Source organism: Pseudomonas marginalis, from assembly GCF_900105325.1.
GTDB lineage: Bacteria > Pseudomonadota > Gammaproteobacteria > Pseudomonadales > Pseudomonadaceae > Aquipseudomonas > Aquipseudomonas marginalis.
On the sequence record NZ_FNSU01000004.1, the window covers coordinates 718,780 to 742,786 of the forward strand.

General features: G+C 54.5%; 14 protein-coding genes, 2 tRNA genes, 2 rRNA genes and 1 pseudogene. 9 read left to right on the forward strand and 10 right to left on the reverse strand.

The genetic code is table 11. The features are described 5' to 3' along the window. Positions 1-85 precede the first annotated feature (85 nt). On the forward strand, positions 86-487 hold the full coding sequence (locus BLW22_RS33885; protein ID WP_074848762.1) for a hypothetical protein: 402 nt from the start codon (positions 86-88) through the stop codon (positions 485-487). Between the two features lie 86 nt (positions 488-573). Beyond that, the gene (locus tag BLW22_RS33890; protein ID WP_074848764.1) at positions 574-1,038 is read left to right on the forward strand and encodes a 3'-5' exonuclease family protein; all 465 of its coding nucleotides are present in this window, start codon (positions 574-576) and stop codon (positions 1,036-1,038) included. 896 nt (positions 1,039-1,934) lie between these two features. Here the strand turns inward: BLW22_RS33890 and BLW22_RS33900 are convergent. From BLW22_RS33900 to BLW22_RS33915, 4 genes are read right to left on the reverse strand one after another with little or no spacing between them, the layout of a single operon-like run. Further along, positions 1,935-3,398 (reverse strand): tyrosine-type recombinase/integrase, encoded by a 1,464-nt coding sequence (locus BLW22_RS33900; RefSeq protein WP_058419417.1) that lies wholly within the window; start codon positions 3,396-3,398, stop codon positions 1,935-1,937. Beyond that, positions 3,391-3,939: a hypothetical protein gene (locus BLW22_RS33905; protein ID WP_143007484.1), complete on the reverse strand. Its 549-nt coding sequence runs from the start codon at positions 3,937-3,939 to the stop codon at positions 3,391-3,393. The genes BLW22_RS33900 and BLW22_RS33905 overlap by 8 nt, the downstream gene beginning before the upstream one ends. After that, positions 3,920-6,094: a hypothetical protein gene (locus BLW22_RS33910; RefSeq protein ID WP_058419415.1), complete on the reverse strand. Its 2,175-nt coding sequence runs from the start codon at positions 6,092-6,094 to the stop codon at positions 3,920-3,922. Before BLW22_RS33910 ends, BLW22_RS33905 begins: the two co-directional genes overlap by 20 nt. Then, positions 6,094-8,202 (reverse strand): hypothetical protein, encoded by a 2,109-nt coding sequence (locus tag BLW22_RS33915; protein WP_074848765.1) that lies wholly within the window; start codon positions 8,200-8,202, stop codon positions 6,094-6,096. Before BLW22_RS33915 ends, BLW22_RS33910 begins: the two co-directional genes overlap by 1 nt. Positions 8,203-9,204: 1,002 nt before the next feature. Here BLW22_RS33915 and BLW22_RS33920 point away from each other — a divergent pair. Next, a pseudogene (locus BLW22_RS33920) lies at positions 9,205-9,978 on the forward strand (calcium:cation antiporter); the annotation flags it as partial. A gap of 104 nt (positions 9,979-10,082) precedes the next feature. Here the strand turns inward: BLW22_RS33920 and BLW22_RS33925 are convergent. The 6 genes from BLW22_RS33925 to BLW22_RS33950 form a co-directional block, all read right to left on the reverse strand. Next, positions 10,083-11,441, reverse strand: coding sequence for an 8-oxoguanine deaminase (locus tag BLW22_RS33925; RefSeq protein ID WP_065925524.1), 1,359 nt, complete (start codon positions 11,439-11,441; stop codon positions 10,083-10,085). Positions 11,442-11,587: 146 nt separating this feature from the next. Continuing rightward, the gene (locus BLW22_RS33930; RefSeq protein ID WP_074848767.1) at positions 11,588-12,274 is read right to left on the reverse strand and encodes an SDR family oxidoreductase; all 687 of its coding nucleotides are present in this window, start codon (positions 12,272-12,274) and stop codon (positions 11,588-11,590) included. Positions 12,275-12,330: 56 nt separating this feature from the next. Further along, positions 12,331-12,912: an IMPACT family protein gene (locus tag BLW22_RS33935; RefSeq protein WP_027607946.1), complete on the reverse strand. Its 582-nt coding sequence runs from the start codon at positions 12,910-12,912 to the stop codon at positions 12,331-12,333. A 12-nt stretch (positions 12,913-12,924) separates the two neighbouring features. After that, on the reverse strand, positions 12,925-13,584 hold the full coding sequence (locus BLW22_RS33940; protein ID WP_027607945.1) for a TetR/AcrR family transcriptional regulator: 660 nt from the start codon (positions 13,582-13,584) through the stop codon (positions 12,925-12,927). Between the two features lie 87 nt (positions 13,585-13,671). Beyond that, entirely contained in the window at positions 13,672-15,066 is a 1,395-nt protein-coding gene (locus tag BLW22_RS33945) for a uracil-xanthine permease family protein (RefSeq protein WP_065925521.1), read from the reverse strand. A gap of 88 nt (positions 15,067-15,154) precedes the next feature. Beyond that, complete coding sequence (locus BLW22_RS33950; protein ID WP_027607943.1) at positions 15,155-16,075, reverse strand: LysR family transcriptional regulator; 921 nt, start codon at positions 16,073-16,075, stop codon at positions 15,155-15,157. A gap of 126 nt (positions 16,076-16,201) precedes the next feature. Here BLW22_RS33950 and aptA point away from each other — a divergent pair, with 126 nt between their 5' ends. From aptA to BLW22_RS33985, 6 genes are all read left to right on the forward strand, one after another. Beyond that, positions 16,202-17,551, forward strand: a complete 1,350-nt coding sequence (gene aptA / locus BLW22_RS33955; RefSeq protein WP_065925520.1) for an omega-aminotransferase AptA — start codon at positions 16,202-16,204, stop codon at positions 17,549-17,551. A 39-nt stretch (positions 17,552-17,590) separates the two neighbouring features. Continuing rightward, positions 17,591-19,084 carry a CoA-acylating methylmalonate-semialdehyde dehydrogenase gene (locus tag BLW22_RS33960; RefSeq protein WP_065925519.1) on the forward strand — a complete coding sequence of 498 codons (1,494 nt, stop codon included), beginning with the start codon at positions 17,591-17,593 and terminating at the stop codon, positions 19,082-19,084. Positions 19,085-19,711: 627 nt separating this feature from the next. Further along, positions 19,712-21,248, forward strand: a 16S ribosomal RNA gene (locus tag BLW22_RS33970). 83 nt (positions 21,249-21,331) lie between these two features. Beyond that, a tRNA-Ile gene (locus BLW22_RS33975) sits at positions 21,332-21,408 on the forward strand. A gap of 30 nt (positions 21,409-21,438) precedes the next feature. Next, positions 21,439-21,514, forward strand: a tRNA-Ala gene (locus BLW22_RS33980). A gap of 249 nt (positions 21,515-21,763) precedes the next feature. Further along, positions 21,764-24,007: ribosomal RNA gene (locus BLW22_RS33985) — 23S ribosomal RNA — on the forward strand; the annotation flags it as partial.

Genomic DNA, 24,007 nt, shown 5'->3' on the forward strand with positions numbered 1-24,007 from the left:
GCGAGACACGCCTTGGCGGGGCTCGATTCACAGCAGCCTGACGCCGCAGGCGGCACGCCATCAACGCCAACAAGAGGTAACTCAAATGCCCGACGATGAACTCCGCGAACTGGAGGCCAAGAGACGAAAGGCTTTGTGGATGCTTGCGAACATATCTCCAGGCGATCCGAAGGCGTTCGATGCCTTATCCATCCTTGATGACCTTGACCTTCAAGAACGGAAATACTCCCCCAATGCTGGCAAGACACTTGAGCTCAACCAGCTTCGGGATTGTGTCACGGTGCAGCATCACCGTTCCGGCATCGACATCATCTTGGAGCAGACTATTCCGCAACCCTGGAGGGAGCGTTTCAACCAGGCAAGTATCGGCTCGACCAGGTTGCTTAATGGGCCATACGCCTCGGATTGGGATAAATTTCTGGTTGAATGGGAGCGTGAGATGCAGCATCTGCAAGACCATCGACTTGCAAAGGCTGCTAACAGCTAGAACTGCTGGTTCGAGCAATTGCGGCGCAAACACATAAGCAGTCGGTGTAGCCGCTGAAAAGCGCAGCCTCAAACAGGAGCAGCAAGGTGGAACGGCCTTCTTTTTTTATTGATTTTGAAGCTTCTGGAATAGCTCCTGACAGCTATCCGATTGAAGTTGCCGTCGTGTCGAGTGATACCACTTTCAGCTCGCTTATCAAGCCCGTCCGGTACTGGACGCACTGGTCGTTTGACGCGCAAGACATGCACGGTCTCACACAAGATCAGTTACATCAGGAAGGTGATACCCCGGTCGCTGTGGCGAGAAATATGAATCAGCTGTTTTCAGGGCAGGTGCTTTGCAGCGATTCACCGCAAGACGGGTTTTGGCTCGATGTCCTCTACGAGGCAGCAGATTTGATGCCCACCTTCGAGCTGAAGCCATTGGAGGTCTTAGTTGGCCGGAAGGCGGCTAGTGACATTTATCGCCTACTGCCAACAACCAGGCGCCATCGAGCTCTGCATGACGCTACTGCTTTGATGGAGGCCTGCCGTGCTTTTTTTGAAGCTTGAACTATCAGGGGGGAATACCGACCCTCAGCTATGCGAAAGCGATGAGGCCATTGAAGTATGGATGCAGCACAGCTTGTGCGACCGCTCGAACCGAAGGCAGGTGATCACATGCCTGGTAGGCATGGCAAGCGGAGCGCGCAGGCGTGTGGGATGGAAGCCCGAAGGGCCGAGACCTTGGCATCGCAAGGGCTCGGTGCACGACAGCCGCTCCCCGCAGGGGCGCGCCCCAACTGAAAGCTCAGGGTCATCAAAGCTCCGCATCCCAAGCATCCATAGCCTCGCTCATAGTCGCGTACCACTGGAGGTCACCGAGCTGTAGGGCATTCGCAATTTGCCTGTTGGTATTGCCGTCGACCCAGGTCGGAAGACTCTCTATGGCTTCTGTGAACAGACTGGCTGTAGCGACAGCGAATCGCCCCGTACTTGTAGACTGGAGGCACACGTAGCGCAATGCAGCGCCACTGGAAAGCCTACGCCAGGCCACGACCTCAATGCAGTCCATTGGCTCCACAGGAGCCTCCACTGCGAAACCCGCGCCCTCATCCGCCCTATGGCTCTCAGATGCTTGGAACGGCCCGCCAAGCGCTCTTGGGTCGTGTACGATGCGCTTCAACTGCTCACGTGCGGAGACAATTTGCTCCCGGAACTCTTCTGGATCAATGAACATGGCCCCTTCCGGCGTCACCCTGAGGGTCTTGAGGCTGTTCGCGGCTTGGATGAACGCACGTTCGCGCTCAATCTCACGCTGAGGGCGGTGGTCTTTGCTTATGAGATCCCATAGCGTACGGACTATTCGCATCTGACTATTCTCCCAGGTATCGGTAACCGCACACCGGTAGCGTATGGCACCGTGATAACTCTGGTTCACAGGCCGGTCGGGTGGTGTAGAAGCACTACTAAGCACTCTCGCGGTTGCTTAGCCGCATTTCCAGCTTTTCGGCCAGAGCTTTGAGGTTTTGGATCTCAACCGACAGATCATTTTTTTGCAGCTTGGATTTATGCTCTAGAGCAGTGAGCGTGTCTTTAACAGAGTCCAGTTCGTCCTGGGCCTCAAGCATCGAACTGTAGGTCGAGCTCGACGTGAGCGCCTTGTATTCAGCGTGAAAATAATGATGGAGAGATTCAGGGTCAGAGTGCCCGGTGAGTTGTGCCACCTCTGCGCAAACATCGTCTCGCAGCGCCGGCGTCCACCCTTTCTTTAGAGCGGGGGCTTGGGCGAATCTTTCCTCCAGCCTGATATTGATTTGACGCGTGACAAAACGATGTCTAAACATGGACAGACAAACGCGGGTGCCTGACAAACCAGCACCTAAACACAGTCGGTCAAACTCCTTAGTGATTGACTCTTTTTTCAATCGACTACCATTTTCACCTAGGAATATATTGTTGGGCTGGTCGAAAAAAATTTTACGATCTGCTAGGAAGTCAATGTAAGCTTTCCTGGCTTCAACGTAAATTTCAAACCGCCTTGCATCTGCAGCATTGATTTTAAAACGGCGTAACGGTGCCGGAGTTCCGCGCTTTTTAGTGGGGATCACAATCTCTAGTGTATTCGAAATGTTTTGATTGAGCTGAAGGTCGAGGTCAAATAGCTCCTCAGGACGTAGTCCTGTGAGCTTCATCATTCTTAACGTGAACATCCGCCGCTCGTATAGATACACACTGGTAGCATCGTAGAGTTCGAGGTCACTGATTGATTTAAGCTTGGAGCTAGCAGGCAGATCCTCCCAGTCTCGCTTCCGGAAAATCTCATCCTGGATTTTTTGGATGATGTGTTCGTCTATTGCCACCTTGTCATCGTTGTACGGCACGGGAGCTACAAGCAGGGGATGAACCATGTAGGATCGCTTGGTTTTGGGATTTATCTCATAAGATATCGTGATATTTGCACCACTATTCTTTAGGCCTACCAACGGCGTTTTAGAAAGATCTGGATAGTTTTCTGTTAGCCAGTGCAAAAAGTTAAGCGTGGTGTGCTGGATTAGCCTGGTGCGATTGTTATTCCTTGCTGGTGCGATACCACGAAGGGTAGACCTGGTTTCTTGAACTAGCTGTTCAGTAAAATCCTTAAAATTAGTTTCGTTGAAATTGCTGAATTGAATGCTCTTGACAGAGCAAGAGCGAATGAAGTGCGTAATGAGCGCTGCGTCTACCCGCGCAGAATCTCTGGCGCCTGTGGACGCGCAGATCTCAGCGATCCATAGATTGGCAAGGTTGCACGGCCTACCGTTAGGCCAGCGAATAAGTACGAAGTTTTCGATAGTGCGTGGCTTTCCAATGAACGTCCCAGCCTTCCGAATCGGCATAGCTTTGTCTGGCAGGCTTACGGATTCATATTCCGTGTAGAGTTGCTTACCCATCCTTTTTGCCGCCGTCGATAACCTTCATTTTCTCTGAAGAAAATATCTGGTCGCTTATCAGGAAAGATTGATATTTGGCCTTGGATGTTTTGACTTTAAGTCTGATGGTTGCGCGGATTTCGTCAGCGCTACGGTTGCTCTGAGGGTCAATACGCTCTAGGAAAGTCAGGATGTCAAAGTACGCCATCGAGGCGATGTGAGCCTCCAGCAGCGCGATGCGTGCCTGATCCTTGTCTGAAGGAAGGTTAGGTGCAGGCGCCGGGTTAACCTTGGGAGTCAACAGGGCAAATGCCCTGGATCTCATCTGTAGCATGTTGTCCCACAGGCTTGACCCAGAGATGCCAAACTGTGCGACCTTAGCCGCTTGCTTCAGGGAGTTGAGCGAAATCGATGTGAAGCAGCCAGCGACATCGAGTTTGCAGAAGCCTCGCATCGAGGATAGGGCTCGAAGCTGGGCTTTCGACGGTGTAATTTCTTTAGATAGCACCTGTGAAAGCCAAGTGTGACGAGAGTGGAGATTTTTATTTGTTGTATCTCTCATCTTTTTGGCCTCCTAGGCAAATGGCGAAATCAATGGTGTAGATTTCTTCGTCGTAAGATTCAAGCCTGACTTTATATGTGGTCATATCGAACTCAGGTTGTTGCACCATTTTGTCTAGGTATTTGAGCAATTCCTTGTTACTAATCGAGGCGATGCTGGTGGCTTTGAAGTGCTTCAAGGCTTCTATGTAAAGCGCTAGAAGCCCTTGGTTTGTATCTTTGGACAGCAAGCCGTTTTCAAGAGCAATGAGCTTGTCGTCGATGCATTCGGATTCATATCGGACGGCTTCCGAATCTGACGGTTCATAATCTGTGTAATCATCAATATGCTTCCTATTGGAGTGACCTGCCATATACCTCAGCAATTCTTTCCCTGAATCTCCTACGTGTCTATGTACGAGCAGGAGGAAGAATTTTCTCATCTCGTGAATGCGCACATACCATCGCCGACCTATTTTATCGACGGGCAGTTGGATAGCGTCACAGAAAGTATTAATGCACAAGTTTACTTTCCATTCGGGAATTTCGCCACTAGGGCATTTGAATCCTCTGCCCGGAATATAAAACAGCCTCCCTGCGTACTCCGATTCATCTCCATAGATATCTGCTAGCTTTTCGCCGAGCACTTGGAGTAGCTGGATGGCATGGGCAGCAACGTAGGGAATAGGGCGCTCAATGAAGTCGTTTGCACCCAACTCCCCAGTTTTGCCAACCATGTGGCCCATAAAAGCGCCATTGTTGCCCTGGTCAGTAGATAGGCAGTTACGTTCAAGGGTACTAAGCTCAGTATTCCGAATAGGTTTTACGATGCCGATAATTATGGCGCAAGCGCCATAAAAAGATTCCATCACCATTTTGTAGTTGGTTTTATCTACAGGGAAATTTTTCTTCTCTTTGGTTTGGAGCCTGCTTATGTTGAGCGCTTGGAATAGCGGCTGGGCAGGTAGGTTTTCCATACCTCTCGTCATCCAAAGGTGTTTTGTTTTCTGGAAGAGCTCGTTCTTTTTTACGGACTGTTTCGACAATGAATTGTCTTCGTCAATAGAGACGAATTGCTCGATGTAAAAAATCAGAGACTCAACTATGGCATTTCCGTAGACTGTTATCCACTTGCAGGCCTGATTCAGGCATTTGAAGCCAATATCAAGAGGTAGCAATTTGGTGTGGCCACCTGGCTTCAAGTGTGGCTTGTAATCAAGAACAAGTTGATCAATGTTCAGCTTAATGTCGGGGATGTCTTCGGGCAGAATATCATGGCCTTGGAAAAATAATTTTAGACACGACATGGTATCCATAAAAGAGCTGATGCCCATCGCCCCGTCAGCTGCTTCATCTATTGTCTTAGTATTTTGAGTGCTGTGAAGGTTTGCTCGTACACCTCTTTGTAGTAAGTCGTCATGGGCTAAGGCCGGCTCAAACTGCCTAATGAACAGTCGAAAATTTGCATTATGCAGAGACGTTGAAGGTCGACCGAGAATGGAGCCAATATAGTCTCTTGACAGCAATCCTTTATCATAGGTGCTGTTTTGGGCGCTGGAGACATAGAGATCGTTTCGAGTAAAGTAGGAAATCGCTTCTCTTGTGAGCTCAACTGGCAGGGCGTCCGGGTCTGATATAAGATCTTCTAATGAGAAGGAGACAGGTAAGATATCGAGCAGGTGTGAAATGAAACGCTCCTTCAACAACAAAGCAGCAGTCCATCCACCCTGACTGAAAGTTTCGGCGATAGCTTTGCAGGCATCCTCATCGAAGAGCCTGAAGCCATGCGTACTGGTTTCATAAGTATCTTTATAAAGATTGGCGCGTGCCGCCAGATTCATAGCGAAGCTAAAGTATGTGATCCATCGACCTTCCGCGACTGGTTTACCTGTAATGGTGCCCATGCGACAGTGAAATAACCATTTCTGCACCGTTTCCAGCAGCAGCTTATTAGGGTCGTCGGTGAGGTTGGTGCCGTCCGCCATCAAGCGATCAAAGCTCATGCACTGAAGCTTTGACCCACCTGGAAAACTGACCAGCCATTCCTGACTTCCGATCCCACCTCTTACCAGCCAATCTGCTTGATAGCTGTGGCTTCTTTTATAGATTTTGCTTTGCCGTTCCGCGTGCTCGATCATCGCTTTGATACGACGTTCGTCGAATGAAAAGTCTTCCATTAGATGGCCTTCCAATCGGAAAGGGAGACTAGCGGACGAAGGTCTTGCTTCAGGATGGTCGCACGAGCATGCGATTTTCGGAGTTCACTCATGGAGTCGCCCGAAACCCTGCCCGCAATAACCATCTCAGCGTTAGATGCGCTATCGAAATCGAGGGAAATTGTTTTCGCTACTAAATCCCTGAGCACCGGGAAGATCCATAAGGGCACGCTAGTTCGCTCATCGATCACTAAGCGTTCTTCTGGTACAAGCTTATCGACGGCATCTGCGTATGCGTAGATCGCGGCAAGGCTACCCGCACTCCGATCAAATAGCAGTTCGCGCTCTACAAACATTTCAATTAGAGAGCTGGGGTCAGGCGAGTAATGACCCAGCTTCGAGCGTAAGGCTTCGCTTAAGGGATCTCCCTTCTTAAGGCCTAATAGTATCCGTCGGACAAAAGCCTGTAGCTCTTCTCGAGTGCTAAAGTCAGATGCAGCTAACTGCCAAGGCTCGCCCTCTGTTGCTACTAAGATAAACTTTTGATGTAGCACCCTGAAAAACCTCGTCGCCCATCGATGAACCATCCAGGCCGGAATATATTTATCTCTGACCACCTGCAAAGAGTTACCCAGCATGTCCGCTACGGCCTGGAGACTACCAGTACGCAAAAACTCCAAAATCCCTTGAGTGCATCGGATCGTGTAGAGATTGACCATGCTTGGAGTTACGCCTACTTTGTCTAGTTCATCTTTATATAAATCGTGCAGAGAGAGTCCAGCATTTGTAGTCAAGGTTTTTGCAAAGTTAGGACTGGAGCCAATTTGGTTTCTGCTCGAGACAAGGAACAGCTTCCTCCACCCGCTCTTACCCTCCGATAAAAGGCGTCGTCTTGGCATGTTTGTACACCGAATCACATCCATAACGATCCGAGTGCTCAATGGGGGAAGTACAGAGACCTTGCGTGACTGCGCGCGAGGTTTGCTAACGCTGACTGTTATTCGCTTGGTGTCACTATTGCCGCGTAGATAGAATTTTCCGTCTCGTCGGTATAACCTTATGTTGGTCAGTGATGATGGATTGAACGAAGGGTTTTCTGATGCAATGATCGCACTTGCAACTGCGCAGTCTCTGGGTGACAAGTAGCCGAGTAGTCGGTTGAAAGTTTCGTTAACTGTATTGTTATCGATACAGTCGTCGCCGGCAGCCTCCCATAGTCGTGCCCTAAGTTTTGGCTTGCTATGGGAGTTGTAGATGACGGGCCTGAAGAAAGGTAGTTCTTGCAGGTCGTCGAATGTCATCGATTTAAGCTCGTCAGTCTGTTCGGCGTAATATCGAGCGACGGCTAGAAACCAGTTAATACCTGTAGGCGAATCTGGATGCGCAAGATGCATCCCGTTTCTGCTGAATTGTCCGCTCTCGAGCACCGCCTCGATTTCGTCGTTCGAGATGTTCTTACATAGCTCATCACCTCGGGCGTGGCATCTTAGCATTCGATTCCAGTAGTCTACCGAGCATTCGACGATGGCATCGGCCCTTGTCTCGAGAGTGTTCTTAAGATTAAGTAGGTACACGTCATCTTCAAAACTCAAGCCTTCTTCCACAAGGTATTTTTTGGGAAGCAGAAATCGTGGCCCTCTGGGAATAGGCGTGTGCACAGTCCCGTAACCAGCCGGTTGAGACATATCCTCCGGTTGACTGACGGAATTCGCTTTTGCATTTGGGATGAATGTGTCTTCCGGTATGAATCCATCCCGCCTCAGTTTTTTGTAAACAAACGCCACCGCGTTCCAATGGTCATATCGGGTTTTGGGCTTATGATCTTTGTTGTAGAGGTGATGAGAGTAGTGTGTAAGTATGAAGTTGCTCCAGTTATCTTCCGCAGGCGGGAACTTTAACCGGAGCTTGGTAACGTGGTTGAAGATATATCTACTTGCCCGGAAGCGTCCTGAATAGCTAGTAGTCTCTCCAGTGATGCACAATGCCCTAACCGCCTCGGCTACTTTATAGAGCACTTCTTTGTCGACCCACGATGGAGTGTGGATAGTAGAAATCCTGTAGTCGTGAATACATTCATCATCATCCCACTTGAATGTGATGCGATCATCCTGCACTTGGTAGGTAAGCATAATGAGACCCTACGTTGAAAGCGGCATAGCGTAGTGGTCTGGTTGCTCTGGTCAAGAACTTTCGTGCGTGCGTCTAAAGTTTTAAACAGTGTATTAAAAGCATACTCTTACATGTATTTAGGGACGGGATTTTGCATTAACCTCACGTAGCAGTGAAAGGTTGGCCGACAATTGATATGTTGTTTGGTATATCTGTTGGTCTGTGTTTCGCTGATAAGGAATTGCCGGCCTAGACGCTGATCAGCGAATACGCCGGGGGGTAAGGATTAGGCTGGACGAGAGGGTTCGTCGTTATCGGCATACCTAAGCATGGGGGAGCGCAAGGAAGGCGGTTGCTGCTTCCCAGCGTACTCAGTTCCTAGGCAGCATTTCACTGAGCGATTGCTTGGTCATCCTCAACCAAGTGGTCTCTAATAGCTCTTTGCCGGGACTGCTGGCGGGGCATTAATTAAATGAATATTGACTTAGCGTTTGAACCAATTATCGATTTATCCGTCGCCGTGTTCTACGGATACAAGCACTACCTCCGCATATATTTAGTCCAGTTGGTGTTAGGCCCCTAGCTTGTGTTATCGAAGCTAATATTAGTATCCGAATCGGCTTGAATCACGTCCAGCGCAAACCGTAATTTTTTTCAGGTGTGACTGGACATCCCGCGCCTCGCCGCAGACAACACTGCGATACGCGCCAGCTGTCCACCCTTGAGATTGGTGATTTGGGGGAGGGCAAAGGCGATGGACGGTGCGCTAGGGTTTCCCAACTGTCAATCCGAGGTGATGGGCAACCTGGCCACGATGACCTCATCTCGATCATTGTGAGATCTCTCTTCCGTTCACAGCCTATGGGAGGTACTGGAGTTTCTATGAATTCAGCGTTTTTTTCGTCTGGGGTATCCGAAGCACATGGAAATGGGTGTCAAGTTTTAGGTGTCAAAATCGTTTTCTAAGCTGTTGATTCGTATAGGGTTACACCTTGTAGATGAATTCATGTGTCTAGAAAAACCTAATGCTCGATATCAACGGCATCCTCGGTTTGGCAGCGTTGATGGGCGGCATCAAGCATGGCGAACAGTCCTACAATGATGATTCGGCGCGGACCTACAGCGTAATGATCCTGACCGCCATGGGCGTGTCGATGGTGGTGCCGGAATTTATCCCAGAAGCCGACTGGAAAATTTACTCGGCCTTCACCATCGGCGCGATGGTGGTGCTCTACACCTTGTTCCTGCGCATGCAGGTAGGGCCCCACAGTTATTTCTTCAGCTACAGCTACCCGGAAAAGCGTCGCAAGAAGCTGCCGGAGGAACAAGAGTCGCCGCCGGTGAACCTGGCGTTCTCCATCGGTACCCTGGTGTTTGGCGTAATTGTGATTGGCGCGCTGGCCGAGGTGATGTCCAAGACCCTCGACCTGGGCCTGGAAGGTACGGGTGCACCGCCGGTGATCACGGCGATTGTGGTGGCGGCTATTTCGGCGGCACCGGAGATTCTGACGGCCTTGCGCGCTGCGCTGGCCAACCGCATGCAGTCGGTGGTGAACATCGCGCTGGGTGCGTCGTTGTCGACGGTGATCCTGACGGTGCCGGTGATGGAAGCCATGGCGCTCTATACCGGCCAGCCGTTCCAGATGGCGATGACGCCGGTGCAAACGGTGATGGTGTTGATCACGCTGATCGTCAGTGCGATCAACCTCAACGATGGCGAAACCAATGCCATCGAAGGGATGACCCATTTTGTGTTGTTTGCGACCTTTATCATGTTGTCGCTGTTGGGCCTGTAGGAGCGAGCTTGCTCGCGAAGAACCTGAGAGCGCCGCGTTAAACCAGAAAACCCGCGTTATCGTTGACGTTTTTCACGAGCAAGAACTAGGCGTCCCCCTCGCTCCTACAGGGGATGGATCAGGTTACGTGCCGCCTGGCTGTGATCGGCGATCAAGCCTTTCAGGTCCAGGCCTTCCACCTGTCCGTCGATAACCCGCCATTTGCCGCCGATCATCACCCGGTCCGCCCGATCCGCGCCGCACAGCAGCAGTGCGGAGATCGGATCATGGCTGCCGGAGAAACGCAGTTCATCCAGTTTGAACAGCGCCAGGTCGGCCTGTTTGCCTACGGCCAATTCACCAATGTCCGTACGCCCCAGTAGCTGCGCCGACCCCTTGGTCGCCCAACCCAGCACGCCTTCAGGGGTGATCTTTTCGGCACCGTAACGCAGGCGCTGGATGTACAGGGCCTGGCGGGTTTCGAGGATCATGTTCGACGCATCGTTGGAGGCAGAGCCGTCAACACCCAGGCCGATGGGCGCGCCGGCAGCCATCAGGTCCAGGGTCGGGCAGATGCCGGAGGCCAGGCGCATATTTGAGCTTGGGCAATGACAGATGCCCGTACCGGCGGCGCCCAGGCGCGCAATTTCATCCGGGTTGAAGTGAATGCCATGGGCCAGCCAGGTACGCGGGCCGAGCCAGCCGACGCTGTCCAGGTAATCCACCGTGCGCAGTCCGAAGCGCTGCAGGCAGAAATCTTCTTCGTCGAGGGTTTCGGCCAGGTGGGTGTGCAGGCGCACATCCAGGCTGTTGGCCAGTTCGGCGCTGGCTTGCATGATTTGCGGGGTGACGGAAAACGGTGAGCAGGGCGCCAGGGCAATCTGGATGTACGCGCCGTCGCCGCGCTGATGATATTCGCGGATCAGGCGCTGGCTGTCGTCAAGGATGACCTGGCCCTGTTGCACAGTCTGTTGCGGTGGCAGGCCGCCGTCGGCTTCACCCAGGCTCATGGAACCGCGGGTGAGCATGGCGCGCATACCCAATTCGCGCACGCTGTCGACTTGCACATCGATGGCGTTTTCCAGGCCGTCGGGGAACAGATAGTGGTGGTCTGCCGCCGTGGTGCAGCCCGAGAGCAGCAACTCCGCGAGCGCCACCTTCGATGCCAGGGCGAGTTTTTCCGGAGTCAGTCGTGCCCAGACCGGGTACAGGGTTTTCAACCAGGGAAACAAGGGCTGATTGACCACCGGCGCCCAGGCGCGGGTCAGGGTTTGATAGAAGTGATGGTGGGTGTTGATAAGCCCGGGCAGGACCACATGCTCACGCGCATCGAACACTTGGGCGCAGGGCTGTGCGGGTTCCTGACCCTGTGCCAGCACTTCGGCGATCACACCGTCTTGCAGCACCAGGCCGCCACGGGCGTCGAGGCCGTTGGCGGTGAAAATCGCGAGGGGGGTTTTTAACCAGATACGGGTCGCAGGCATTGGCCGGCTCCTCTGAATGATGGGTTCAGGTTTGCCAGCTCAGTGATGCCCTGTCTGCTGATCCAGGGTCGCCGGTGAGGGCGAGGTGGGCAGTCTACGCGCGGATCGTTATCGACGGCAATCGCTCGATAACGACCCTGTGCGGCTTACCAGGCGATGGTGTCGCCTTTGTAGTCCACGAAGTGATGGCCGCCCTTGCCGGTGTAGGCGTTCACTTGGTCTACCAGGCCGCGCACGCTGGTGTCGACATCGATGTGCGCATTTTCGCCGCCCATGTCGGTCTTCACCCAGCCCGGGTGCAGCGACAGCACGGTAAGTTTGTGATCGCCCAGTTGGGTAATGAAGCTGTTGGTCATGGAGTTGAGTGCGGCCTTGCTGGCCTTGTACAGCGCCAGGTCCGAGCCGTCGGGGATGGTCACGCTGCCCAGCACTGAACTCATGAACGCCAGCACGCCGCTGTCCTTGCGGATCTGCCCGACGAAGCGCTGGGCCAGGTTGATCGGCGCCACGGCGTTGGTGAAGAACAGCTGGCCGACTTCCGCCAGGGTGGCATGGCCAGGTTCTTGATTGGCGGGGCCCTTGACGCCTGCGTTGACGAACAACAGGTCGAAGGTGCGGTCCTTGAGGCGTTGGTTCAGGGCGATCACGGCTTGCTGATCGTCCATGTCGAGTTTCTCGATCTGCACCGGGCCCACGGCTTTCAGGGCATCGGCCTTGTTCGGGTCACGCACGGTGGCGGTCACGTCCCAGCCTTCCTGGAGCAATTGCTTGACCAGGCCGAGGCCCAGCCCGCGTGAGGCGCCGATGATCAGTGCGGTTTTTGGCGTAGGCATGAAGGCTTCCTTTAAAAGTCGCGGTTCAGGGTGTTCAGCGAACAACATTAGCAGTTTCAGCGTTGCAGCAGGATGCGCCCACGGCTCAGGTCGGCGAGCTGGGTTTGCAGGGTGTCGATGTGGGCTTCGCCCAGGGCCAGTTGTAACTCCACGCCATTGGCGGTGAAGGTTTCTTCCAGCACCAGCCCGCCCAACTCGGCGACGCGCAATTTGACCAGGTTCAGCTCGGAGAATCCGCAGGCGCAACTCAGCGGCACGCGGCTGATCAGTTCGATGCGCTCGGCATTTTGCAGGCACTTGTTCGCACCGCCGCCATAGGCGCGGGCCAGGCCGCCGGTACCGAGTTGTATGCCGCCATACCAGCGAATCACCAGCACCGCGACCTGATCGAAGCCTTGGGCCTCGATGGCCGCCAGGATGGGCCGTCCTGCGGTGCCGCCGGGTTCGCCGTCGTCACTGCTGCGGTATTGATCGGCCAGCTTCCAGGCCCAGCAGTTGTGCGTGGCGTTAAGGTCGCTGTGCTGCTCGAAAAATGCCTGGGCTTCTTGCGGGCTGGTGATCGGTGCGGCCAGGGTAATGAAGCGGCTTTTGCGAATTTCTTCGCGGAACTCGCACAGGCCGGTGAGCGTGAAAGACATAAGTGGCTTCGTCTAGAGGGCCGGCTTGATGCCGCAGCCCTTGAGAATGATGTGGATCAGGTTGGTGCCGGCGTCTTCCATATCTTGCTTGGTCAGCTTGGTGCGACCGGTGACGCGGCAGATCTGGGTGGCGAAGTCGGCATAGTGCTGAGTGCTGCCCCACAACAGGAAGATCAGGTGCACGGGGTCGATGGGGTCCATCTTGCCGGCGTCGATCCAGGCCTGGAACACCGCCGCCCGACCACTGAACCAGGCGCGATAGTCCTGGCTGAAGTATTCGGTCAGGCATTCGCCGCCGCTGATGATCTCCATGGCGAAGATCCGCGAGGCCTGGGGCTGGCGCCGCGAAAACTCCATCTTGGTGCGGATGTAGCGGGAGAGGGCTACGGCCGGGTCGTCCTCGGCGGTCAGCGTGTTGAAGGTGCTGTCCCACAGTTCGAGGATATTGCTGAGCACCGCGATATACAGGCCCAGCTTGTTAGTGAAGTAGTAGTGCAAGTTGGCCTTGGGCAGCCCGGCGCTGGCAGCAATGGTGTTCATGCTGGTGCCCTTGTAGCCATGGCGCGCGAACTCGTCTTCAGCAGCCTGGAGAATCGCTTGTTCGTTCTTTTGCCGAATGCGGCTGGCGGGCTTACCGGCGTGGTTGCTGTGGGCAGGAACTTCGAGGCTCATGGAGGTTTCCGTGCTGATCGATAGAGACGACGTGTGCACAGATAACCCACCCTCAAGCCTCAGACAAGTCCCGATGCAATAAAACCGTCAAAGCGGTTCCAGGGTGTCGCTTTCCTGCGCGTGGTTTGCGTCAGGAGCGGGCACCTTGGATTCCGGCAGTAACAGGCACAACACGATGGCGGTCAGGCCGCCGCTGGTGATGGCTGAGTCGAACAGGTTCTGCACCAGGGTTGGCATCAGGTGCAGCAGGTTCGGTTGGGCGGCGATGCCCAGGCCGACGCCGAACGAGGTGGCGATGATCAGCATGCTGCGACGGTCCAGTGGTGCCTGGGCGAGGATGCGTACGCCGGCGGCAGCCACACTGCCGAACATCACCAGGGTTGCGCCGCCCAATACGGGCTTGGGGATTTGTTGCAGCACGGCACCGATCAGCGGGAACAAACCCAGGCAGAACAGCACCACGCCGATGTACAGGCCGACGTAGCGGCTGGCCACGCCGGTCAGTTGGATCACGCCGTTGTTCTGGGCAAAAGTGGTGTTGGGGAAGGCGCTGAACGTGGCGGCGATCATGCAACTGACGCCATCGCCGAGGACGCCGCCTTTGAGCCGGCTTATATAAGAAGGGCCGCTGATGGGCTGGCGCGCGATCATGCAGTTGGCGGTGAGGTCGCCGACGGTTTCGATGCTGCTGATCAGATAAATCAGCGCGATCGGCAGGAAGGCGCTCCAGTCGAAGTTGAAGCCGAATCGAAACGGGATCGGCAGGCTGACCAAAGGCAAGTCGCCCAGGGCCTGGGGCACCAGCTTGCCGCTGAACCAGGCGGCGAGGCTGCCGAGGGCCAGGCCGATGATGATCGCCGAGAGGCGCACCCAGGGTGTGTTGGAGCGGTTGAGCAAGATGATGGTCAGCACCACGAACAGGCCCAACGCAAGATTGGCCGGTGCGCCGAAGTCCGGTGCGTTGAAACCGCCGCCCAGGTCGGTGATACCGACCTTGATCAGGCTGATGCCGATCAGGGTAATGACAATCCCGGTCACCAGCGGGGTGATCACTCGGCGCAGTTGACCAATAAAGCGGCTGAGAATGATCTGCACGGCAGCGCCGAAAAAGCACACGCCGAAGATCATTGCCATGATGTCTTCCGGGCTGCCGCCGCGTTGCTTGACCAGAAACCCGGCCGACAGCACCGCGCCGAGAAACGCAAAGCTGGTGCCTTGCAGGCAGATCATTCCGGCGCCGATCCCGAATGGCCTGCGCGCTTGAATAAATGTGCCGACACCGGACACCATCAACGCCATGCTGATCAGGTAGGGCAAGTGTGCGGTCAGGCCCAATGTGGAGCCGATGATCAGCGGTGGCGTGATGATGCCGACAAAGGCGGCCAGCACATGTTGCAGTGCGGCCAGCAATGCAGGGGCGGGTTTGGGGCGGTCATTGAGACCGTAGATCAGGTCGCTGGGGCTGGAGGATTCTGGTGGCATGGCAAGCAAACTCGAGGCGGACGGTTCTAGGTCCCTGTGTCCTTGCAAAAAGCTGTCCAGGTGCTCAGCTTTTTGCGCGAAGCCCGAGTTAGCGCGTTGCTGCCAGGCTTTCCAGGAAGCTTTCCAGCACCAAATGAGGGCGACGGCCTTTGCGCGTGACCGATGCGAGGCTTAAATCGTAAAAGCGCGTAGCCGGTTTCAGCGCGCGCAGTCGGCCTTGTTGTACCCATAGGCTGGCGTAGTGGTCGGGCAGGTAACCGATGTAGCGACCGGTGAGAATCAGGAATGCCATGCCTTCGCGGTCCGAGGCGCTGGCGGTGCAGTTGAGCGCCTGGTAGTGGGCCTGGATCTCGGCGGGCAGGCGGAAGGTGGGGGCGATGGCGTCCTGGGCGTCGATGCGCTCGTCGCCCAGTTGCTTGTCGTCGGCATAAAACAGGGGGTGGCCAACCGCGCAGTAAAGCAGTGAGCGTTCGCTGTACAGCGCCTGGTACTCCAGGCCGGACAGGGCGCTGGCCTGGGGCACCACACCGACATGCAGGCGGCCGTCGAGTACGCCTTGTTCGACTTCGTTGGGGGCGATCATGCGGATCTGGATCTGTACGTCCGGTCCACGTTCCTTCAACTGTGCCAGGGCGTGGGTGATGCGCATGTGGGGCAGGGTCACCAGGTTGTCGGTGAGGCCGATGATCAACTCGCCGCGCAAATGCTGGTGCAGGCCGTTCACCTCTGTGCGGAAACTTTCCAGGGCGCTTAATAGTTGCAGGGCCGATTGGTAGACCTCGCGGCCTTCTTCGGTCAGCGAGAAACCGGCACGGCCGCGTTGGCAAAGCCTTAATCCGAGCCGCTGCTCAAGATCACTCATTTGCTGGCTGATGGCGGAACGGCCGATGCCGAGCACGGTTTCCGCTGCCGAGAAGCCGCCGCACTCCACGACGCTGCGAAAGATGCGCAACAGACGAATATCGAAGTCGCTGACTTGGGCCAGGGGATCGGGTCGACGGCTGCTCATAGTTTAGTGAAGGCCTGACTGAAGGTTAGAAGAGTTGGATTTCACCGACTTTATCCCCGTGGCAATTTAGCTGCAACAACGCTTTTTCAATCCCGACGCTGCCTTTTGCCCTGCGAGGTTTTGCTGATGAACATGCCCGAAAACGCCCCATCGTCCCTGGCCAGCCAATTGAAGTTGGACGCTCACTGGATGCCTTACACCGCCAACCGTAACTTTCAGCGTGACCCGCGCCTGATCGTGGCCGCCGAAGGCAGCTGGTTGACCGATGACAAGGGGCGCAAGGTGTACGACTCGTTGTCGGGCCTGTGGACCTGTGGCGCCGGGCATACGCGCAAGGAAATCCAGGAGGCGGTCGCCAAGCAACTGGGCACGCTGGACTACTCCCCAGGCTTCCAGTACGGCCATCCACTGTCCTTCCAGCTGGCGGAAAAAATTACCGATTTGACCCCAGGCAACCTGAATCACGTGTTCTTCACCGACTCCGGTTCCGAGTGCGCCGATACCGCGGTGAAGATGGTGCGTGCCTACTGGCGTCTGAAGGGCCAGGCCACCAAGACCAAGATGATCGGTCGCGCCCGTGGTTATCACGGTGTGAACATCGCCGGTACCAGCCTGGGCGGCGTCAACGGCAACCGCAAGATGTTTGGTCAGGCGATGATGGATGTTGATCATCTTCCGCATACCCTGCTGGCGAGCAATGCGTTCTCCCGGGGCATGCCGGAGCAGGGCGGTATCGCCTTGGCCGATGAGTTGCTCAAACTGATCGAACTGCACGACGCGTCGAACATTGCCGCGGTGTTTGTCGAGCCAATGGCCGGCTCCGCTGGCGTGCTGGTGCCGCCACAGGGTTACCTCAAGCGCCTGCGTGAGATCTGCGACCAGCACAACATTCTGTTGGTATTCGACGAAGTGATCACGGGCTTTGGTCGTACCGGTTCGATGTTTGGCGCTGACAGCTTTGGCGTGACCCCGGACCTGATGTGCATCGCCAAGCAAGTCACCAACGGCGCGATCCCCATGGGCGCGGTGATTGCCAGCAGCGAGATCTATCAGACCTTCATGAACCAGGCGACGCCTGAGTACGCTGTGGAATTCCCCCACGGCTACACCTACTCGGCGCACCCGGTTGCCTGCGCGGCCGGCCTGGCGGCGTTGGACCTGCTGCAGAAGGAAAACCTGGTGCAGAGCGTGGCCGAAGTCGCCCCGCACTTTGAGAATGCGCTGCACGGCCTGAAGGGCAGCAAGAACGTGATCGACATCCGTAACTACGGCCTGGCCGGTGCGATTCAGATTGCGCCGCGTGACGGTGATGCCATCGTGCGTCCATTCGAGGCCGGCATGGCTCTGTGGAAAGCCGGCTTCTATGTGCGCTTTGGTGGTGACACTCTGCAGTTCGGGCCAACCTTCAACAGCAAACCGCAGGACCTGGATCGTCTGTTCGATGCGGTCGGCGAAGTGCTGAGCAAGATCGACTGATTTCTCCTTCTATATAGAACAACTTTTCAGGAGCCCTGCATGAGCCTTATCCAGCATTTGATCAACGGGGAGTTGGTCAGTGAATCCGGCCGTACTGCCGATGTGTATAACCCGTCCACCGGCCTGGTGATTCACCAGGTGCCACTGGCCAGCCGCGAAACCATTCAACGTGCTATCGACTCGGCCAAGGCGGCCTTTCCGGCTTGGCGTAACACACCGGCAGCCAAGCGCGCCCAGGTCATGTTCCGGTTCAAGCAATTGCTGGAGCAGAACGAAGCGCGCATCTCGCAGCTGATCAGTGAGGAGCATGGCAAGACGCTGGAAGATGCCGCAGGCGAACTCAAGCGCGGGATCGAGAACGTGGAGTACGCGTGTTCGGCGCCGGAGATTCTCAAGGGCGAGTACAGCCGTAATGTTGGGCCGAATATCGATGCCTGGTCTGATTTCCAGCCGTTGGGTGTGGTGGCGGGTATTACCCCGTTCAACTTCCCGGCGATGGTGCCGCTGTGGATGTATCCGCTGGCGATTGTTTGCGGTAACTGCTTCATCCTCAAGCCTTCGGAGCGTGATCCGAGTTCGACGTTGTTGATCGCGCAACTGCTGCAGGAAGCCGGTCTTCCCAAAGGTGTGCTCAGTGTTGTACATGGCGACAAGGGCGCGGTGGATGCGTTGATCGAGGCGCCGGAAGTCAAGGCGTTGAGTTTTGTGGGGTCGACGCCGATTGCCGAGTACATCTATTCCGAAGCGACCAAGCGCGGTAAGCGCGTACAGGCGCTCGGTGGGGCGAAGAACCATGCGGTGCTGATGCCGGATGCTGACCTGGATAACGCGGTCAGTGCTTTGATGGGCGCGGCCTATGGTTCCTGCGGCGAACGCTGCATGGCGATCTCGGTGGCGGTGTGTGTCGGTGACCAGGTGGCGGATGCGTTGATCGCCAAGCTGGTGCCGCAGATCAAGGCGCTGAAGATCGGTGCGGGCACTACCTGTGGGCTGGATATGGGGCCACTGGTGACGGGCCAGGCGCGGGATAAGGTCAGCGGCTATATAGAGGACGGTGTTGCGTCTGGTGCTGAGTTGGTGGTTGATGGTCGTGGACTGAGTATTGCCGGGAATGAAGACGGCTTCTTCCTGGGGGGCAGTCTGTTTGACCGTGTGACGCCTGAGATGCGCATCTATAAGGAAGAGATCTTCGGGCCGGTATTGTGCGTGGTCCGGGTGAGCAGCCTGGAAGCGGCGATGCAACTGATCAACGATCACGAGTATGGCAACGGTACGTGCATCTTCACCCGTGACGGGGAAGCGGCGCGTCTGTTCTGTGACGAAATTGAAGTGGGTATGGTCGGTGTGAATGTTCCATTGCCAGTACCGGTGGCGTATCACAGCTTTGGCGGCTGGAAGCGTTCGTTGTTTGGCGACTTGCACGCCTATGGGCCGGATGGGGTGCGTTTCTACACCCGCCGCAAGGCGATCACCCAGCGTTGGCCGCAGCGGGCCAGCCATGAAGCGTCGCAATTCGCGTTCCCTAGCCTATAAGGCTCAGCAAGCAGAAAGCCGGCCCCTTGGGGCCGGCTTTTGCGTTTTTGGGCGTTTTTGACTTATATGACAGAAAGATGAAAAAGAAGGTTGACGGCAGATCCTGGGAGTCTATAATTCGCCGCACTTCCGGCGCAGTCGAAACGCAAAACTCCTTGTTAAACAAAGAGTTATGCAGAATAAGGCAGCGGATTGCTTCAGTTCGTCGAAGCCCAGAAGGAGTTGATAGAGTCGTGTTGTTTGACGCTATTAACGATTCGATCTTCTCGGTCGAAAGCGGAGAAAAAGAGGTGTTGACAGCAGCGTGTAACGCTGTAGAATTCGCCTCCCGCTAACGAGAGATCGGAAGCGCAAGTGGTTGAAGTTGTTGAAGAAATCTTCGAAAGCTTCTGAAAATAATCACTTGACAGCAAATGAGGCTGCTGTAGAATGCGCGCCTCGGTTGAGACGAAAGCTCTTAACCAATCGCTCTTTAACAACTGAATCAAGCAATTCGTGTGGGTGCTTGTGGAGTCAGACTGATAGTCAACAAGATTATCAGCATCACAAGTTACTCCGCGAGAAATCAAAGAATAACCAACGATTGCTGAGCCAAGTTTAGGGTTTCTTAAAAATCCAAAGATGTTTGAACTGAAGAGTTTGATCATGGCTCAGATTGAACGCTGGCGGCAGGCCTAACACATGCAAGTCGAGCGGTAGAGAGAAGCTTGCTTCTCTTGAGAGCGGCGGACGGGTGAGTAATGCCTAGGAATCTGCCTGGTAGTGGGGGATAACGTTCGGAAACGGACGCTAATACCGCATACGTCCTACGGGAGAAAGCAGGGGACCTTCGGGCCTTGCGCTATCAGATGAGCCTAGGTCGGATTAGCTAGTTGGTGGGGTAATGGCTCACCAAGGCGACGATCCGTAACTGGTCTGAGAGGATGATCAGTCACACTGGAACTGAGACACGGTCCAGACTCCTACGGGAGGCAGCAGTGGGGAATATTGGACAATGGGCGAAAGCCTGATCCAGCCATGCCGCGTGTGTGAAGAAGGTCTTCGGATTGTAAAGCACTTTAAGTTGGGAGGAAGGGCCATTACCTAATACGTGATGGTTTTGACGTTACCGACAGAATAAGCACCGGCTAACTCTGTGCCAGCAGCCGCGGTAATACAGAGGGTGCAAGCGTTAATCGGAATTACTGGGCGTAAAGCGCGCGTAGGTGGTTTGTTAAGTTGGATGTGAAATCCCCGGGCTCAACCTGGGAACTGCATTCAAAACTGACTGACTAGAGTATGGTAGAGGGTGGTGGAATTTCCTGTGTAGCGGTGAAATGCGTAGATATAGGAAGGAACACCAGTGGCGAAGGCGACCACCTGGACTGATACTGACACTGAGGTGCGAAAGCGTGGGGAGCAAACAGGATTAGATACCCTGGTAGTCCACGCCGTAAACGATGTCAACTAGCCGTTGGGAGCCTTGAGCTCTTAGTGGCGCAGCTAACGCATTAAGTTGACCGCCTGGGGAGTACGGCCGCAAGGTTAAAACTCAAATGAATTGACGGGGGCCCGCACAAGCGGTGGAGCATGTGGTTTAATTCGAAGCAACGCGAAGAACCTTACCAGGCCTTGACATCCAATGAACTTTCCAGAGATGGATTGGTGCCTTCGGGAACATTGAGACAGGTGCTGCATGGCTGTCGTCAGCTCGTGTCGTGAGATGTTGGGTTAAGTCCCGTAACGAGCGCAACCCTTGTCCTTAGTTACCAGCACGTGATGGTGGGCACTCTAAGGAGACTGCCGGTGACAAACCGGAGGAAGGTGGGGATGACGTCAAGTCATCATGGCCCTTACGGCCTGGGCTACACACATGCTACAATGGTCGGTACAGAGGGTTGCCAAGCCGCGAGGTGGAGCTAATCCCAGAAAACCGATCGTAGTCCGGATCGCAGTCTGCAACTCGACTGCGTGAAGTCGGAATCGCTAGTAATCGCGAATCAGAATGTCGCGGTGAATACGTTCCCGGGCCTTGTACACACCGCCCGTCACACCATGGGAGTGGGTTGCACCAGAAGTAGCTAGTCTAACCTTCGGGAGGACGGTTACCACGGTGTGATTCATGACTGGGGTGAAGTCGTAACAAGGTAGCCGTAGGGGAACCTGCGGCTGGATCACCTCCTTAATCGACGACATCAGCTGCTTCATAAGTTCCCACACGAATTGCTTGATTCATTGAAGAAGACGATAAAGAAGCAGCCCGAAATTGGGTCTGTAGCTCAGTTGGTTAGAGCGCACCCCTGATAAGGGTGAGGTCGGCAGTTCGAATCTGCCCAGACCCACCAATTTTGTGTGGGAAACGCCTGTAGAAATACGGGGCCATAGCTCAGCTGGGAGAGCGCCTGCCTTGCACGCAGGAGGTCAACGGTTCGATCCCGTTTGGCTCCACCACTACTGCTTCTGCGTTATGAAAGCTTAGAAATGAGCATTCCATCAGTATGATGGTGAATGTTGATTTCTAGTCTTTGATTAGATCGTTCTTTAAAAATTTGGGTATGTGATAGAAAGATAGACTGAACGTTACTTTCACTGGTAACGGATCAGGCTAAGGTAAAATTTGTGAGTGGCTCTTAATTGAGTATGATCGAATTTTCGGCGAATGTCGTCTTCACAGTATAACCAGATTGCTTGGGGTTATATGGTCAAGTGAAGAAGCGCATACGGTGGATGCCTTGGCAGTCAGAGGCGATGAAAGACGTGGTAGCCTGCGAAAAGCTTCGGGGAGTCGGCAAACAGACTTTGATCCGGAGATGTCTGAATGGGGGAACCCAGCCATCATAAGATGGTTATCTTGTACTGAATACATAGGTGCAAGAGGCGAACCAGGGGAACTGAAACATCTAAGTACCCTGAGGAAAAGAAATCAACCGAGATTCCCTTAGTAGTGGCGAGCGAACGGGGACTAGCCCTTAAGTGGCTTTGAGATTAGCGGAACGCTCTGGAAAGTGCGGCCATAGTGGGTGATAGCCCTGTACGCGAAAATCTCTTAGTCATGAAATCGAGTAGGACGGAGCACGAGAAACTTTGTCTGAATATGGGGGGACCATCCTCCAAGGCTAAATACTACTGACTGACCGATAGTGAACTAGTACCGTGAGGGAAAGGCGAAAAGAACCCCGGAGAGGGGAGTGAAATAGATCCTGAAACCGTATGCGTACAAGCAGTGGGAGCCCACTTTGTTGGGTGACTGCGTACCTTTTGTATAATGGGTCAGCGACTTATTTTCAGTGGCGAGCTTAACCGAATAGGGGAGGCGTAGCGAAAGCGAGTCTTAATAGGGCGTCTAGTCGCTGGGAATAGACCCGAAACCGGGCGATCTATCCATGGGCAGGTTGAAGGTTGGGTAACACTAACTGGAGGACCGAACCGACTACCGTTGAAAAGTTAGCGGATGACCTGTGGATCGGAGTGAAAGGCTAATCAAGCTCGGAGATAGCTGGTTCTCCTCGAAAGCTATTTAGGTAGCGCCTCATGTATCACTGTAGGGGGTAGAGCACTGTTTCGGCTAGGGGGTCATCCCGACTTACCAAACCGATGCAAACTCCGAATACCTACAAGTGCCGAGCATGGGAGACACACGGCGGGTGCTAACGTCCGTCGTGAAAAGGGAAACAACCCAGACCGTCAGCTAAGGTCCCAAAGTTATGGTTAAGTGGGAAACGATGTGGGAAGGCTTAGACAGCTAGGAGGTTGGCTTAGAAGCAGCCACCCTTTAAAGAAAGCGTAATAGCTCACTAGTCGAGTCGGCCTGCGCGGAAGATGTAACGGGGCTCAAACCATACACCGAAGCTACGGGTATCACGTAAGTGATGCGGTAGAGGAGCGTTCTGTAAGCCTGTGAAGGTGAGTTGAGAAGCTTGCTGGAGGTATCAGAAGTGCGAATGCTGACATGAGTAACGATAATGGGTGTGAAAAACACCCACGCCGAAAGACCAAGGTTTCCTGCGCAACGTTAATCGACGCAGGGTTAGTCGGTCCCTAAGGCGAGGCTGAAAAGCGTAGTCGATGGAAAACAGGTTAATATTCCTGTACTTCTGGTTATTGCGATGGAGGGACGGAGAAGGCTAGGCCAGCTTGGCGTTGGTTGTCCAAGTTTAAGGTGGTAGGCTGGAATCTTAGGTAAATCCGGGATTCTAAGGCCGAGAGCTGATGACGAGTTAACTTTTAGTTAACGAAGTGGTTGATGCCATGCTTCCAAGAAAAGCTTCTAAGCTTCAGGTAACCAGGAACCGTACCCCAAACCGACACAGGTGGTTGGGTAGAGAATACCAAGGCGCTTGAGAGAACTCGGGTGAAGGAACTAGGCAAAATGGCACCGTAACTTCGGGAGAAGGTGCGCCGGTGAGGGTGAAGGACTTGCTCCGTAAGCCCATGCCGGTCGAAGATACCAGGCCGCTGCGACTGTTTATTAAAAACACAGCACTCTGCAAACACGAAAGTGGACGTATAGGGTGTGACGCCTGCCCGGTGCCGGAAGGTTAATTGATGGGGTTAGCTAACGCGAAGCTCTTGATCGAAGCCCCGGTAAACGGCGGCCGTAACTATAACGGTCCTAAGGTAGCGAAATTCCTTGTCGGGTAAGTTCCGACCTGCACGAATGGCGTAACGATGGCGGCGCTGTCTCCACCCGAGACTCAGTGAAATTGAAATCGCTGTGAAGATGCAGTGTATCCGCGGCTAGACGGAAAGACCCCGTGAACCTTTACTATAGCTTTGCACTGGACTTTGAATTTGCTTGTGTAGGATAGGTGGGAGGCTTTGAAGCGTGGACGCCAGTCTGCGTGGAGCCAACCTTGAAATACCACCCTGGCAACTTTGAGGTTCTAACTCAGGTCCGTTATCCGGATCGAGGACAGTGTATGGTGGGTAGTTTGACTGGGGCGG

Bases quoted from the DNA above. Each gene is read 5' to 3' on its own strand.
- BLW22_RS33940 (WP_027607945.1), bottom strand. From the start codon at position 13,584: ATGAGCCTCGAAGTTCCTGCCCACAGCAACCACGCCGGTAAGCCCGCC.
- BLW22_RS33930 (WP_074848767.1), bottom strand. From the start codon at position 12,274: ATGCCTACGCCAAAAACCGCACTGATCATCGGCGCCTCACGCGGGCTG.
- BLW22_RS33885 (WP_074848762.1), top strand. From the start codon at position 86: ATGCCCGACGATGAACTCCGCGAACTGGAGGCCAAGAGACGAAAGGCT.
- aptA (WP_065925520.1), top strand. From the start codon at position 16,202: ATGAACATGCCCGAAAACGCCCCATCGTCCCTGGCCAGCCAATTGAAG.
- BLW22_RS33945 (WP_065925521.1), bottom strand. From the start codon at position 15,066: ATGCCACCAGAATCCTCCAGCCCCAGCGACCTGATCTACGGTCTCAAT.
- BLW22_RS33935 (WP_027607946.1), bottom strand. From the start codon at position 12,912: ATGTCTTTCACGCTCACCGGCCTGTGCGAGTTCCGCGAAGAAATTCGC.
- BLW22_RS33905 (WP_143007484.1), bottom strand. From the start codon at position 3,939: ATGAGAGATACAACAAATAAAAATCTCCACTCTCGTCACACTTGGCTT.
- BLW22_RS33925 (WP_065925524.1), bottom strand. From the start codon at position 11,441: ATGCCTGCGACCCGTATCTGGTTAAAAACCCCCCTCGCGATTTTCACC.
- BLW22_RS33960 (WP_065925519.1), top strand. From the start codon at position 17,591: ATGAGCCTTATCCAGCATTTGATCAACGGGGAGTTGGTCAGTGAATCC.
- BLW22_RS33950 (WP_027607943.1), bottom strand. From the start codon at position 16,075: ATGAGCAGCCGTCGACCCGATCCCCTGGCCCAAGTCAGCGACTTCGAT.
- BLW22_RS33900 (WP_058419417.1), bottom strand. From the start codon at position 3,398: ATGGGTAAGCAACTCTACACGGAATATGAATCCGTAAGCCTGCCAGAC.
- BLW22_RS33910 (WP_058419415.1), bottom strand. From the start codon at position 6,094: ATGGAAGACTTTTCATTCGACGAACGTCGTATCAAAGCGATGATCGAG.
- BLW22_RS33915 (WP_074848765.1), bottom strand. From the start codon at position 8,202: ATGCTTACCTACCAAGTGCAGGATGATCGCATCACATTCAAGTGGGAT.